Below are 16,213 nucleotides of genomic sequence, written 5' to 3'. Positions count from 1 at the left end.
GTGCAGTGCCCGTCGCGCCAACTCCGGAAGACGGTCCTGCGCCTCGTGCAGCAACCACCGAAAGCACGGTCCAGCGGCTGCGGCACCGGCGCATGGGCGCCAATCAGCCGATGCGCTGGTCTCCGCGCGGCGTTCACCGCATGCGGACGGTCCGCACCGCGGTGATGAACGGCTCCTTCGCATCGGAGCACACCGCTGCCGATCCATACGCCCGTCGGCCATTCCGCACTGCGGCGTGAAGGCTCCCAGGTTTGCGACCTGGTCTCATAGCGTTGTTTAAATGACAACCGTTGCGATGCCCTCAAGTGGGTTGCGGGGGCAGGATTCGGCCTGTGCCGAACCCGATTTCCCTCTTTGACCGAAATTTTCAGGCCATCCTTCACTCTTTCGTGTGGACCGAATCGTCATGGCCCGACCGCGCCGGTTCGGTTCACAGGGGCCGGGCCATGACATCGGTCAGGCGAACCAGCGGGCGACATCGCCGGTCTGGCCGAGGATGGTGACGCTGACGCCCGGCTTGAGGTCGAGCACGGTCGAGCCGTTCACCACCCGCGCCGAGGCGATCACGCTCCGGAGGTCGAGCGTGGCGTCGAACAGCGCCAGCCGGTCGGTGCCGGCGGTGAAGTCCATCACCACCGAACCGCCCGAGCCCGCGCCGAAGGCGAACAGGTCCGCGCCGGCGCCGCCCCACAGCGTGTCGGTCCCGCCGTCGGCGAACAGCACGTCGTTCCCGGCTCCGCCGGCCAGGGCGTCGTTGCCCTCGCCGCCAAACAGCGTGTCGTCGCCGTCGTCACCGAACAGCGTGTCCTGTCCCGCCCCGCCGCTGGCGAGGTCGTTGCCCGACCCCAGCGACAGGATGTCGGCGCCGGCCCCGCCGAACAGCGTGTCGGCCCCGTCCTCGCCGAACAGCGTGTCGTTGCCATCGCCGCCGTCGACGATGTCGTTGCCGGCCCCCAGCGCCAGGATGTCGTCGCCCTCCTGCCCGAACAGCGTGTCGTTGCCGTCGCCGCCGAAGAAGACGTCCCCGCCGGCCCCGCCGGCCAGCACGTCGTCGCCCGCCCCGCCGACCAGGATGTCGGCCCCGGCGCCGCCGAACAGCGTGTCGTTGCCGTCCTCGCCGAACAGCACGTCGTCGCCGTCGTCGCCGCTCAGCAGGTCGGCGCCCGTCCCGCCGCCCAGCGTGTCGTTGCCAACCCCGCCGGCCATCGTGTCCTGATCGGCGCCGCCGTTCATCAGGTCGTTGCCCTCGCCGCCGCCCATCAGGTCGTCGCCGCCGTCGCCGTACAGCGTGTCGTTGCCCAGCGTGCTCGCCACCGTGTCGTTGCCGCCGCCGCCCGACAGGTAGTCGTCGCCCTCGCCCAGCAGCAGGTACTGGCTGGCGCTGTCGCCGAAGACCGTCTGGTTGCCGGCCCCGCCGGTCAGCGTCGCCTGCCCGATCACCGCGGCGAACTCCACGTTGTCGAGCTGGATGGCCAGGGGCGCCCCCACCGCCGTGGTGTTGATCACCAGCGCGGTGGGCGTGGAGCCGTCCTGCGCCAGACCGGTGATCTTCGCCGCCGTGCCGGACGCCGCCGCCGCGGTGAAGTCGAAGGTCCGCACCAGCAGCGCCGCCGTCTGCGGCAGCGCGCCGAGGAAGCCCCGGCCGCCGCCTTCCAGCCCGGTGCGCGAGACGGTGCCCGCCACGGTTCGCGCCTGGATCTCCCGGATCAGGTCGTCCAGCGACTGCGTCGGGTTCTGCCGGGCCGCCGGGCCGCTCGCCGTCACGCCGACGCCCGTGGGCAGGCTGACCTGGAGGGTGGTCACCGTGGCGCCGTTGCGCGTTTCCTGCACCACCGGCACGTCGGCCAGCGCGGCGTTCGCCGTGCTCGGGTCCTCCGCGCGGCCGCTGCCCGGCGCCTGCACCGCCACCGTGTTCGTCGCCTTTCCGTTCGCCTGTCCCGACAGCGTCTGGACCTGCGCGCCGTCGATGGTCGCCGCCGTGGCTTTCGCCACCGTGGCCGAGGCCGCCGGCGAGCGGTTGCCCGCATCGTCGGTCAGCAGGACCGACAGCGACAGCGTTCCGTCATACAGCCCCGAGACGTCCAGGCCGCGGACCGTGTCGGACGCGCTGGCGATCCGTCCCGTGCCCGTCAGCGTGCCGCCGCCCGACGAGGTCAGCGTCCAGCGGTAGGTCGTCCCCACCTCGCCGTTGGCGATGGTGAAGGCGACGTTGGACTGCTTGCTGCGGTCGATGGCGGCGTCGGCGAAGGCGACCTGGGGGGCCGAAGGCGCCTGCGTGTCCACCGTCAGCGCCAGCGCCGGGGACGCCGTCCCGCTGTTGCCGGCCGCGTCGGTCGCCACCGCCGTGAAGCTGTGGGCGCCGTCGGCCAAGGGCGCCGCACGGAAGTCGGCGGTCCACAGGCCGTCGGCCCCGGCCGTCACCGTCGCCACGACCGTGCCGTTGTCGGCCAGGGCCACCGTGCTGCCCGCCTCCGCCGTGCCGCGCACCAGCAGCGCGCCGCGGTTGCTCAGGCCGCCCGCCGGCGTTCCGGCCTCGTCCAGGAAGCTTCCCGCGATGCTCGGCGCGGCCGGCGGCGTACGGTCCACCACCGGCAGCGTCAGCGTTCCGCTCGCCGCGGGGGCCGCACTGCCGTCGCTCACCGTCACCGTCACCGACGCCGCGGACGCGCGGGCGGCGGTGATCGTCAGCGTGGCCAGCGTGGCGTTCACGTCGGCCGCCGAACCGGTGACGGTCACCGTGCCGTTGCCCGCCGTGCCGACCGTCGCCTGCCCGGCCGCGGCGACGGCGAGCGCCGCCTGCGTGGGGCTCAAGGTCACCGTCAGCGCGCCGCCGTCGACGTCGCTGACCTGGATGCCGCTCAGGCCGGTCGGCAGGTCCGGGTCGATGGTGATCGCGGTGGGCAGCGTCACGACGGGCGCGTGCACCACCCCGGCGGTCAGCGTGCCGCTGGCGCTCGGCAGCGCGCCCCCGGCGTAGTCGACCGCGAAGGCGACGCTCGCCGTCGGCGCGGCGCCGGTCGGCGTCACCGTCAGGCTGCTCAGCGTGTCGTTGATCGCGTCGGAGGTGCCGACCACCGCCAGCACCCCGCCGCCGAGATCGGCGATCTGCGCGCCGCCGGCCGCGGTCAGGGCGAGCGTGGCGTTGCCCGGCGTCAGGCGCAACGTCGCCACGATGGCGCCGGCGTAGGACAGCGCGATGCCGCCCACCGCCGTGGCCACCCCGCCGACCAGCGTCGGGTTGGTCGGGGGCAACGTCAGGGTCGGATTGCCCACCATGGGGAAGTTGACGGAGCCGCCGCCATCCGTCATCCCGTCGCCGGCATCGACGGTGGCCGACAACGTCGCCCGCGTCGCCCCGACGTCGCCGGTGAAGAGGACCGCAGCGAGCGCGGTGTTGAGCGCGCCAGCCAAGCCGGTCAGAATCAGCGAGCCGTCCGGGTTGGCCACCCCCGTAACGCCCGCCGTCGCCATCGCCTTCAGCGTGGCACCGGTCGCCGTCAGCGTCAGTGTCAGAACCCGGTCGTTGGGGTCGCTGACGCTAAAGCCCGACAGCAGCACTGGCACGCCCACCACCACCATGTCCTGGCTCGACATCGTCAACGTCGGCCGGTTGCTGATCGTCACCGCGATGGTGTCGGTGACCACCGGGGTGCGCCCGTCGAGGTCGGTCGAGGCGACCTGGATGGTGCCCGCGGTCGTTCCCGCCGTCCCCGTGTAGGTCAGCGTCGCCAGCGTGGCGTTGACGTCGGCCTGGCTGCCGACCACGCGGTAGGCCCCACCGCCCGGCTGCGACACCGACGCGCCGCCCTGGGCGGTCAGCGCCAGGGCGCCGCCGGTCGGCGTCAGGGTAACCTGCACGGTGGTGCTGTCGAAGTCCTCCACCGCGAGGCCGCTCACGGCGGTTGCCTGCCCGGCCGTCGCCGCCAGGGTGGCGGGCACCGTCTGCTCGGGCGGCGACAGCACGTCCATCAGCAGCAGATCGCTGTCGTCGGCGGTCAGCGGCTGGTCGTCGGCGGTCTCCAACAGGATCGAGGCGGTCTTCACCCGCCGCGCCGCCGTGAACTCAAGCTGCTTGAGCGTCTTGCTCACGTCGTCCAGCGTGCCGGACAGCCGGATCTTGCCGTTGCCGAGGTCGGTCGCCGCGGCCGCCCCGAACAGCGGCAGCGTGATGGTGCCGTTGGTCGGGGTCAGCACGACCGTCATGGTGCCGCCGTCGGTGTCCCGCACCTCCAGCCCGAGGATCTCGGTGGAGCGGCGGGCGATCACCGTCGGGCGGCTCGGCAGCACGTTCTCCGGCGCCGACTGGAGGGCGATGGCCAGCGTGGCGGAGGCATCCGGCGTGGTCGGGTCGCCGTCGCTCAGCGTGACCGCCAGGCTGCCCGCCGTCTGCCCGGCGGCTCCGGTGAAGACCAGCGAGGCCAGCGTGGTGTTGACCTCGGCCACGCTGCCGCTGAGCGTGACGGTTCCGTCGGCCGCCGTGCTCACCGTTGCCGGGCCGGCCAGCGTGATGGTGCCGTGGACCGGGGTCAGCGTCGCGGACACCGTGGCGCTGTCGCCGTCGGCCACCGTCAGCCCGCCGATGGCCGCCGCCTGCCCGGTCACCGCCGTCGGCGCCGCCGGCAGGGTCAGCTTCGGGTTGATCGGGTCCTCGTTGCGGATGATGCCGGAGGCCGAGGCGGTGTCGATCGCCGTCGCGGCCACCGACGGGCTGGACAGGGTGACCGTGAAGGTCTCGTCCGGCTCGATGTCCGTGTCGCCCGCGACCTGGACGGTGATGGTCTTCGTGCTTTCGCCGTCGGCGAAGGACAGCGTGCCCGACGGCAGCGTCCCGCCGAAGTCGGCGGCGTCCAGCGTGCCGCCCCCCGATCCGCTGGCCGCCGCCACTGCCCAGTTCACCGTCAGGGCGCCGCCCGTGTTGCCGGCGCGGGTGACCGTGAAGGTGAAGGCGGTGCTTCCGCTGTCGCCTTCGCGCTTGTCGGCGTCGGTCGCCGCGATGGCCAGCCGCGACGGCACCACGACGGCGACCGTCGCGCTGCTGATCTGGCTTTGCAGGTTGCTCCCGGTGAAGCTGCTGACCGCGCCGGACACGTTGCCCGAGGCGGTGCCGCTCTGCAATTCGGCGGCGGCCGCGCCCTGCGCCACGACCTGGGTCTGGGCCATCTGCGTCAGGCCGGCCAGACCGTTGCTGCTGCCGCTGGCGCTGACGACGGCTCCGTTCGCCGCGGCGATGACGCCGGCCGCCTGGGTCGCCACGGCGGCCAGCTTGGCGCTGTCGATGGCCGAAACCTTGCCGCCGGCGCGGGTTAGGATGTCCGCCAGCACCGTTGTGTCGGCGAGGTCGAGCGTGCCGCCCCCCGATCCATTGTTGGCCGGCACCGCCGCGACCGCCTCGGCGATGGCGCTGACCAGCGCCCGGCCGATCACGCCGCTCGCCGGGGCCGTGCCGGACACGGCACCGGTCAGCACCGCGCTGCCCTGCACGATCAGGTTCGCGATGTTGGCCGCGGCGGCCTGCGTCTTCAGCGCGGTGGCGACGGCTGCGGCCGAGGCCCCCGTCGCGGTGGCCGCCACCAGCGGGTCGTAGTTCAGCAGGTCGAGGCCGGCGTCCAGGCCGAGCTTGGCCTTCAGGTCGCCCGCCGCCGCGGCGATGGCGGCGTCGCTGCCACCCAGCCCGGCCATGCCCATGATGACCGTGGTCAACGGGTTGATCACCGAGGCCGAGGCCGCCGTCTGGTAGACGCCGGTGAAGGCCAGATTGGTCGAGATGTCGGTGCCGCCGAGCATGATGATCGGCCCGCTGCCGCCGTCGACCGACCAGTTGCCCACCGCGTCGGTGGTGCCGCTGGCCTCCCCAGCGTCGAGCACGCCGTTGGCGTTGGCGTCGGCGAACACCGTGGCGCCGGCGATGTAGCCGTCGATGGCCCGCCCGCCCCGCACGTTCACCAGCACCTTGTCGGTCGCCGGCAGGGTGCCCAGCGTCAGGCTGGTGACCGTGTTTCCGGCGCTGTCGACGATGCGCCCGCCGTTCAGGTCGAGCGTCCCGGCCAGGGCGATGCCGTCCTTGTCGAGGTCGCCGGCGGCCACCGCGTAGCGGAACACCAGCGTGCCGTTCTCGGTCCGGTCGTAGGTGGCGTAGCGGGTCTGGCTGCCGATGGTCAGGGCCAGGCGCGGCGTGCCGGAGGCGACGCTGACCGTGTCGGTGAAGCCGACCGTGAACTCCAGCGCGTCGCCGCGCGCCGCCAGATAGCGCCCGGCGTCCGGCCCGGTGACCTGGCGGACGGTGGCGGCGCGGTCGTCGTTGAGGATGGTGCCGATGGCCGTGCGGGCCTCCACCTCGATCTTGGCCTTGGCCACCGTGGTGGAGGAACCGACCAGCGCCACGCGGAACAGTTCGCTGTCCTCGACCAGCCGGTCGCCGCTGACCGGGATGGTGATGGTCTTGCTGGTCTCGCCGGCGGCGAAGGTGAGCGTGCCGCCGGGCAGCACGCCGCCGAAGTCGGCGGCATCGGCCAGGCTGCCGGTCAGGCCGCTGTCCGCCGGCGCGTCGACCTGCCAGGTGACCGTGGTGCTGCCCGAGGTGTCGCCACGACGCGTGATCGTGAAGGTCAGGCCGGTGGTGCCGGCGTTTCCTTCCACCCCGACCACGACGGAGGGGCCGACGCTCAGCCACTGCACCGGGGTGAGGTCGATCGCCACGGCGCGGCTGACCGTGTTGGCACCATCGGAGACGGTGTAGGTGAAGGACCCGGCGGTTCCGGTGACGCCGAAGGGCGGCGTGTAGATCACCGCCGACAGTTCGTCCGGGGTCAGCGTGTCGCCGAGCTTGAGAGCGGTGCCGTCGAAGCGCTGAACCGTGCCGATGGTGGGCAGCCCGGTGACCGTGACGGTCAGCGCGTCGCCTTCCGGATCGACCGGCTTGTCGATGGACAGGCCGACGCGGCTGGAGTTCTGGTCGATGGCGACCTGCTTGGTCTCCTGCGCCGCCGGAGCGGTGTTGCTGCCCGTGACGGTGATGGTCAGGGTGGTCTCGGCGGTGGCGCCGGCGCGGTCGGTGATGGTGTAGCGGACCGTCTCCTCGCGGGTCTGCCCGGCGGCCAGCGCGGCGTAGGCGCCGGCCGGGTCGTAGGTGTAGCGGCCATCGGCGCTCAGCGTCAGCTTGCCGCCGCCGGCCAGGGTGATGGTGCGGCCGACGTTGGCCGCCTGGCCCGCCACCGCGCTGACCACCGGGCGGTCGCCGATGTCGGGATCGCGGTCGTTGGCGAGCACGCCACCGGCCGCGGTCACCGAGAGGGCGGTGAGCTTGTCGGTGGTGGCCGTGTCGTTCTGGGCGACCGGGGCGTCGTTGACGTCGGCGACCTGGACGATCAGCACGTCCGAGACCGACGCGCCGGCGGCGTCGGTGGCGGTGATGCGCACCGCCTGGCTGCCGACGTCGGCGTTGCCCGGCGTGCCGGACAGCCGCCCGGTCGCCGCATCGAACGACAGCCAGGATGGCAGCGCCGAGCCGTCCTGGCGCGTGGCGCTGTAGGTCAGCGTGTCACCGGTGTCGGCGTCGGCGAAGGCGCCGGCCGGCACCGTGTAGGCGAAAGCCTGCCCCTGGTCGACATTGCGCGTGCCGAGCGCCTGGGCGAGCGTCGGGCGGTCGTTGACCGACAGCGCGCGCACGCTGGTCGTGGCGTCGGAGGACGCGAGGTTGGTGGCGTCGGTGACGGTGACGGCGAAGGTGGTCGTCTCCGTCCCGCCCGGGGCGACCCGGTTGCCCGCCGGCTGGAAGCTGAGCAGGCGCAAAGCGGCCTGCGCCGCCGCCGCGGAGGCGGCGGTGAGGCTGTAGGTGCCGGCAGCGGTCCTGGCGAAGCCGGAGGCGGTCAGGCTGGCCGGGGTGAAGGCGCCGGTGGCGTCGCCCACCGTGCCCAAGGCGTCGCGCAGCTTGACGACGACGGTCTGGGACTGGGTGGGATTGGTGTCGGCCACCGTGAAGCCGGCGAAGGGCCGCAGGCTGGCGGTGTCGTTGACCGCCTGATCGGCGACTCCGCCGCCCAGCGTCGGCGCGTCGACGCGCCGGGTGTCGATGGCGTAGGCGGACGAGCTGACCGTCGCGGTCGGAACGTTGCCCGCCGCGTCGGTCCAGCCGAGATTGACCGTGATGCGGTTGTCGGCGGCGACACGGTCGGCCGCCGGGGCCAGGATGGCGGTGTAGACCAGCCCGCTGCTGCCCGGAACCACTGCCAGGTTGGACAGCGTGCCGTTGGGCACGGTGACGTCGTCGAGGGCAAAGCCGGAAGGCGCCTCGGTGAAGGTGAAGGTGACCGTGGTCGTCTGGCCGACGCCCAGGCTGCTGGAACCGAGCGTGACGGTGACGCCGGGTGCGGTGGTGTCGAGGGTCAGTGTCTGCGTGGCCGCGCCGGAGCTGTTGCCGGCGGCATCCCGGGCGGTCACGGAGACCGCGTTGGCGCCGTTGGTGTTCAACGCCAGCGCGCCGGCCGAGGGCGTGGCGGTGGCGAGGTTCACGCTCCACCCGCCGTTGGCGTCGGCGGTGGTCGTGTAGGTGGCGCCGGCGACGCTCACCGTCACCGTGCTGTTCGCTTCGGCCGCGCCCGCCAACACCGGAGCCGGGCTGTTGCTCAGCGGACCGGATGTGATCGACGGGGTGGACGGAGCGGTGGTGTCGAGGGTCAGCGTCTGCGTGCCCGCGCTGGAGCTGTTGCCGGCTGTGTCCGTCGCGGTGACGGAGACGGCGTTGGCGCCGTTGGCGTTGAGCGCCAGCGTGCCGGTCGTCGGCATGGCCGTGGCGAGCTTCACGCTCCACCCGCCGTTGGCGTCGGCGGTGGTGGTGTAGGTGGCGCCGGCGACGCTCACCGTGACCGTGCTGTTCGCCTCCGCCGTGCCCGCCAACACCGGAGCCGGGTTGTTGCTCAGCGGGCCGGAGGTGATCGACGGGGTGGACGGCGCGCTCTTGTCGACGATCAGCGCGCGCGTGGCCCGATCCGCCGCGTTCCCGGCCTTATCGTCCACATCGGCGGTCACGGTGTAGGTCCGGTCGCCGAGCGCGCTCAGCGCCGCGGTCCCCACCGTCACGGTCCAGGCGCCGCCTGCCCCGACGGTGCCGGTGTAAGTCTGGCCCCCCAAGCCGACCGTCACCGTTTGCCCGGCCTCGGCCGTGGAGGTGCCGGAGACCGTCAGCGTGGACGCGGCTTCGGTTCCGTTGAGCATGTCGTCAACGGATATGGCGGCGATCGCCACGGTCGGCTTGTCGCGGTCAAAGGTGACGACCAGGGGTGCCGACGCCGCGCTCTCGATGTTGGCGGCCAACTGGCGGACCGTGAAGGTGGTCGCCCCGTTCAGGCCGGACACGTCGGCGTTGGTGAAGCTGTAGGCCCCCAAGGAATCGGCCGTCGTCGTCGCCACCAGCGTGGTGCCGGCGTACAACCGGACGGTGCCGTTGGCGATGGCGCCGCTGCCGGTGACGGTGGCGGTGGTGGCCTTGGTCAGCTTGTCCGACGCGGACATGCCGGTGTCGGAGGCGGCGGCAAGGTCCGGCACACCCGAGGGCGCCGTCGGCGACACGGTCAGGCCGGCCGTGCCGGTGGCGGCGGAGAAGGCGGTGGTGCCGCCATTGGCCGACGCGTCGGCGCGGCCTCCCGCGCTGCCCGCCGTCTGGTCCCAGGCCCGGAAGGTCACGGCGGAGGCCAGGTTGCCCGCCCAGTTCCCGCTGGGCGCGTAATAGATCCGGTCTTCGGGCCGCAGCAGCAGGGCGTTGGTCTCGCTCACCGACGTCAGGGCCGTCCAGTTGGCCCCGTTGTCGGTGGAGTAGTACCAAGCCCCGCCCTGCGAGCCGTCGACCGCGGTCAACGCGATGCCGGTGACGGCTCCGCTGTCGATGTCGCCGACGTTGGTGCCGATCGCGATCAGCGACGACACCAGCGAGCCGACCGTGCCCGTCGGCGCCGCCGCGCCCTGAGAGACGGAGGCCAGCGCCAGCGTCGTGGCGGTCAGCACCGGCGCGTCGTTGACGCTGCCCACGGCGATGCCCGCGGACGCGCTCGCCACGCTGAAGGCCGAGCCGGACAGCGTGGAGACGCTGCTGCCGGCGCTGCCCGACGTCTGGTCCCAGGCCTTGAAGGTAATGCCGCCCGTGGTCGAGCCGTTGACGTCGACGTTCGGCACGAAACGGACACGGTCGGTGCCGGCAAGCAGCAGGGCGTTGCCGTCGGAGGCGCCGGAGAAGGCGGTCCAGGTGCCCGCCCCCACCTTGTACTGCCAGATGCCGTTGGTGTTGGTCACGCCGGTGACGGCGATGCCGAGGCTCGCGCCTTCCGCATCGGTGGCGGTTCCGGTCGAACTCAGGATCAACGAAACGAGCGTGCCGACGTTGGCGGTGTCGGACACGTCTTCGGCGATGCCGGTGAGGCTGCGCGCGTCGGTCGACAGGATCGGGGCGTCGTTGATCGCCGCGATGTTGACCGTCAGCGTCTGCGTCGCGGTGGCGCTGCCGTCGCTCGCCGTGACCGCGAAGGTCTCGCTGGCGGCGACCGACAGCGCATTCACCTCCGTCGCGTTGGCGACGTAGGCGTATTCGCCCGTCCCGCTCTTGACGAACAGCGTGCCGTAGCTGCCGCTCAGCGAGCGGTCGTAGGTCACCCCGCCGACGGCGGCGCTGACCGTGCCGGCCCCGGAGACACCGTAGGTGCGCGCCGTGCCCTCGGCGTCGCTGGCCGACAGCGTGCCGGTCTGCGTGGCGAAGGTGTCGGCGGCGGTGGTGTCGGTCAGCGTGACGGCGCTCGGCGCGGTGAGGATCGGCGTGTCGTTGACGGCGGCGATGTTGACCGTCAGCGTCTGCGTCGCGGTGGCGGAGCCGTCGGAGGCGGTGACCGCGAAGGTTTCGCTGGTGGCGGCCGACAGCGCGTTCAGCGTCGAGGGCCGGTACAGGTACTTGCCCCGGTCGGCCCCGCTGGCGACCAGATACAGCGTGCCGTAGCTGCCGGTCAGGGACCGGCTGTAGGTCACGCCGTTGATGGCCGTGGTGACGCTGCTGGCGCCGGAGAGGCCGTAGGTCAGGCTGGTCGCGGCGGTTTCCGCGTCCGTCGCCGACAGCGTGCCGGTGGTGTCCGCGAAGGTGTCCGTCGCCGTCGTGTCGGTGTAGGTGATCGCGCTCGGCGCGGTCAGCACCGGCGCGTCGTTCACACCGGTGATGTTGACCGTCAGCGTCTGCGTCGCGGTGGCGGGATAGGCGTTGTTGTCGGTCGCCGTGACCGCGAAGGTGTCGCTGGCGTTGGCGCTTGCGGCGTTGATGGCGGAGGCGCCGGGCACATAGACGTACTTGCCCTTGTCGGTCCCGGTGGAGACGACGTAGAGCGTACCGTAGGTCCCCGCCAGCGAGCGGTCGTAGGTCACGCTGCCGATGACGGTGCTGACCGTGCCGGCGTTGGTGCTGGCGAAGCCGTAGGCCGTGACCGTGTCGGCGGTGTCCGTGGCGGTCAGGGTGCCGGTCTGGTTGGCGAAGGTGTCGGCGGCCGCCGTGTCGATGAGGGTCAGGGCCGTCGGCGCGGTCAGCACCGGCGGGTCGTTGACGACCACGGCGACCGTGGCGTCGGCGGTGGCCGTGGCGCTGCCCATGTCGGTCACCGCGAAATGCAGCGTGCGGGTGCCGGCGGTCGGGGTGCTGGCGGTGTTGTCGTAGGTGATGGCGCCGAGCAGCGTCGACACCCGGCTTTGCGTCGCGGAGCTGTTGAGCGAGATGGTCAGGGCGGAGCCCGAGCTGCCGTTGCCGCTGTCCGTCACCGAGCCGATGGAGACGCCGCCGACGCTCACCGCGCTGCCGGCGGTGGTGCCGTTGGACAGCGTGACGTTGGCGGTGCTGATGCCCAGCACGTCGCTGGTGCCGTTCAGGCGCGAGGAATTGCCGAAGGAGACGGTGAGCGTGCCGCCGCTGAAGTCGCCGTCGACGAAGCCCGCGGCCGTGCCCTGGTCGACCGACACGGCCGCCGCGCTGGCCGCCACCGTCTGGGTGTCGCCGTTCAGGTTGGTCAGCACCGGAGTGTCGTTGGTGCCGGAAATGTTGACCGTCAGCGTCTTGGTCACCGTGGCCGGCGTGCCGTAATCGTCGGTGGCGGTGATGACGTAGGGATCGGTGGTGAAGGAGGTCGCGCCGTCGATGGCGGTCGCGTTGGGGATGTAGACGTACTTGCCCTTGTCGCTGCCGCTGGCGGCGAGATAGAGCGTGCCGTAGGTCCCCACCCTCGACACGTCGTAGGTGACGCTGTTGGCGGTGTAGCTGGCGGCGGAACCGCCGGAAATGCCATAGGACGCGATCGTTTGGCCGGTGTCCGCGTCGGTGGCGGTGAAGACGCCCGTCTGGTTGGTGAAGGTGTCGGCGGCGGCGGTGTCGGCCAACGGGAAGTTGGTGACCGTCATCGCCGGCGTGTCGTTGACGCCCAGGACGTTGACGGTCAGTGTCTGGGTGGCGGTCAGGCTGCCGTCCGACGCGGTGACCGCGAAGGTCTCGCTGGTCGTGGACGACGCAGCGTTCACCGCCGAAGCACTGGGAACGTAGGCGTACTGGCCCGAGTTGCTCTTGACGAACAGCGTGCCGTAGCTGCCGGCCAGCGAACGGTCGTAGGTGACGCCGCCGATGGCGGTGCTGACCGTCCCAGCGCCGGCCACACCGTAAGTCGGCATCGAGCCCTCGGCGTCGCTGGCCGTCAGCGTGCCGGTCCGCGTGGCGAAGGTGTCGGCGGCGGTGGTGTCGGTCAGGGTGATGGCGGTCGGCGCCGTCAGCACCGGGGGGTCGTTGACGGCGTTGACGTTGACCGTCAGCGTCTGCGTCACCGTGGAGGAGCCGTCCGAGGCGGTGATCGCGAAGCTCTGGGTGGTGTTCGCCGACAGCGCGTTGATGTTCGAGGCGTTCGGCACGTAGACGTAGGCGCCGCTGGCGGAGCGCACCCACAGGGTTCCCTCGCTTGAGCCGCCAACCTTGTAGCGGTCGTAGGTCACGCCGTTGATGGCCGACGTGGCCGTGGTGACGCCCCCGTTAATCCCGTAGGTCACCGTCCCGTCGACATCGGTCGCCGTGAAGGTGCCGGTCTGGTTGGCGAAGGTGTCGGCGGCGGTCGTGTCGGTCAGGGTGAAGCCGGTCGGCGGCGTCAGCACCGGACGGTCGTTGGCGCCCAGGATGTTGACCGTCAGCGTGGCCGTGCCCGTCGCCGGCGCCGCGTTGCTGTCGGTCGCCGTGACGACGAAGGTCTCGCTGGTGTTCGCCGTCCGCGCCTCGATCGAGGGGCCGTTGGGCGTGTAGACGTATTTGCCCTTGTCCGCCCCCGACGACGCCATGTACAGCGTGCCGTAGGTGCCGGTCAGCGAGCGGTCGTAGGTCACGCCGCTGATGACGGTGGAGACGGAGCTGCTGCCGGACAGGCCGAACGACGCGATGCCGTCGCTGTCGGTGGCGGTGAAGGTCCCGGTCTGGTTTGTGAAGGTGTCGGCGGCCGTCGTGTCGGTCAGCGTGAAGGCCGTCGCGGTCACCGTGGGCGCGGCGTTGCCTGCCTTGATGTCCTTCAGGCTAATGTTATCCAAAACTAGACCCATACCATTACCGAATGACGTGCCCAAAGGCTTGGTCCCGGTAACGGTAAAGCTGGTGATATCTGTGAACCCGGTGAACGAACTTATGGTACTTGCGACTCCGGATCCTGCAGAGATCGTCAAGCCACTCTTTGTGCCTCCGCTGGACGACGTGACAAGCAAATTATCCGTATCGCTGCCACCTGCCCCAAAAATATCAAATACCGAGAATGAATCAAGCGTAAATGTATATCCTGGAAGGCTTACGGTAACTGCAATTACGTAATCATTACTTGAGGTGGTTGAACTGTGATTGTCGCCATTAGCTGCTAAATAATACTCCATATCAAAATTTGCGTCATTGCTGCTCCCAAGATCGGCTGCATCAAGTTGGAGAGTGTAATCTTTCCCGCCAATATTGACAGTCCACGTCCGTGACAGGATCGTCCCGCCCGAAGTTCCTTCTGATGGAGAAAAAGTGATAAACATATCGAGCGTGTCGTTGACGCCCAGGACGTTGACGGTCAGTGTCTGGGTGGCGGTCAGGCTGCCGTCCGACGCGGTGACCGCGAAGGTCTCGCTGGTCGTGGACGACGCAGCGTTCACCGCCGAAGCACTGGGAACGTAGGCGTACGCGCCCGAGTTGCTCTTGACGAACAGCGTGCCGTAGCTGCCGGCCAGCGAACGGTCGTAGGTGACGCCGCCGATGGCGGTGCTGACCGTCCCGGCGCCGGAGACGCCGTAGGTCGGCATCGTGCCCTCGGCGTCGCTGGCCGTCAGCGTGCCGGTCTGCGTGGCGAAGGTGTCGGCGGCGGTCGTGTCGGTCAGGGTGATGGCGGTCGGGGCGGTCAGCACCGGGGGGTCGTTGACGGCGTTGACGTTGACCGTCAGCGTCTGCGTCACCGTGGAGGAGCCGTCCGTCGCGGTGATCGCGAAGGTCTGTGTGGCGTTCGCCGACAGCGCGTTGATCGAGGTGGAGTTGGGGACGTAGGCGTAGGCGCCGTCGGCGGAGCGCACCCACAGGGTTCCCCCGCCCGAGCCACCGGCCTTGTAGCGGTCGTAGGTCACGCCGTTGATGGCCGACGTGGATGCGGTGACGCCCCCGGAAATCCCGTAGGTCACCGTCCCGTCGGCGTCGGTCGCCGTGAAGGTGCCGGTCTGGTTGGCGAAGGTGTCGGCGGCGGTCGTGTCGGTCAGGGTGAAGCCGGTCGGCGGCGTCAGCACCGGACGGTCGTTGGCGCCCAGGATGTTGACCGTCAGCGTGGCCGTGCCCGTCGCGGCCGACGTGTTGTTGTCAGTCGCCGTGACGACGAAGGTCTCGCTGGTGTTCGCCGTCCGCGCCTCGATCGAGGGGCCGTTGGGCGTGTAGACGTATTTGCCCTTGTCCGTCCCCGACGACACCATGTACAGCGTGCCGTAGGTGCCGGCCAGCGAGCGGTCGTAGGTCACGCCGCTGACGACGGTGGAGACGGAACTGCTGCCGGACAGGCCGAACGACGCGATGCCGTCGCTGTCGGTGGCGGTGAAGGTCCCGGTCTGGTTTGTGAAGGTGTCGGCGGCCGTCGTGTCGGTCAGTGTGAAGCCCGTCGCGGTCACCGTCGGGGCGAGCTGGACGGGAACGCTTACCGTAAAGCTGCCGGCACCAACGGTGTAGGCGACAGACCCACCGACGTTGTCTTTGACCTGCCGGCTTTGAATGTCGATGCTCCAGGTGCCGTTGGCACTGTCGCTCCAGGTTCCGCCGGGTGCCGATACGGTGTAGGTCGCCACACCGGCGCTGTAGCTGGCACTCGCCACTGTAAGGGTGGTGGAACCCTTGTAAACCTTGATGTCGGCCACATCGATCGAACTGGAGTCAATGGACCCATCGCTGTCGGAATACGCGACGGTAAAGGTTAGGCTGGTCCCTCCACCGCTTGTTATGTTGGAGACCGTGATGGCTCCAGCCGTTGGCGCGCTGTTGATGTCGGGAATTGTGGCCCAGTTGTAGGCCGGTACATAATCATAATTGGAGTTGTCATAGGCGCCTGCAATCGCGATTTTTCCATTGTTCAAAACCTGGATCGAATTGGCAACATTGCCCGAAATCTCGAAATCGCTGCCGAGCGCTTGGTTGGACGTTGAGTAAACGCGACCGTAGGTCACCTGCGCGCGGGTGTTCGCGTTGCCGACGCCCCAGGTTACCAGAATTTCGTCGCTCAGCGTCGCCTGGACGCCTATGGGCGTAAAGGCCATGCCCCAGCCATTTGGGTAAGCCGGATCGGTGACATTGGAAGCAACATCAACGATGGAACCGACTTGCCCAAATGATGCATCCAAGAACATCAAATGGTAATCGACGGTCATATTGGTGGTGTCGGTCGCGTCGTGATCGGCATAAACGAGCGCATAAGTGCCGTCTGAACGCTGCGCAATCTGCGCGCAGGTGACATTGGTCGCCGTAAATTGTATAGCTGTTCCGTTCGCTGTCCCAGCGGAGGTGAATTTCTGTATTTGTATCTTATCGTCGCCCGTCCAAACCAAGGCAAATCCGCCGTCGCTCAAAGCTACAGCGTCGACGCCGAAATTTTTCTTCCAAGTGTCGGTGGAATTGTTGTTGTCCACGCGCGTGGACGCAACAGTAACACTGCCATTCACCGGATCAATAATATTGAAA

Annotated in this window: 1 protein-coding gene and 1 pseudogene; one reads left to right on the top strand and one right to left on the bottom strand. The window is 70.0% G+C overall.

Annotated elements, in window-relative coordinates:
• Window positions 1-32: 32 nt before the first annotated feature.
• Window positions 33-239: pseudogene (locus ACSVC7_RS25210) on the top strand (ISKra4-like element ISAzba1 family transposase); the annotation flags it as partial.
• Between the two features lie 217 nt (window positions 240-456).
• Here ACSVC7_RS25210 and ACSVC7_RS25205 read toward each other — a convergent pair.
• Complete coding sequence (locus ACSVC7_RS25205; protein WP_483508786.1) at window positions 457-15,396, bottom strand: beta strand repeat-containing protein; 14,940 nt, start codon at window positions 15,394-15,396, stop codon at window positions 457-459.
• Window positions 15,397-16,213: the final 817 nt, after the last annotated feature.

It is taken from the genome of Azospirillum mesophilum, from assembly GCF_053470405.2.
This window is presented reverse-complemented; position numbering and strand designations above follow the sequence as displayed.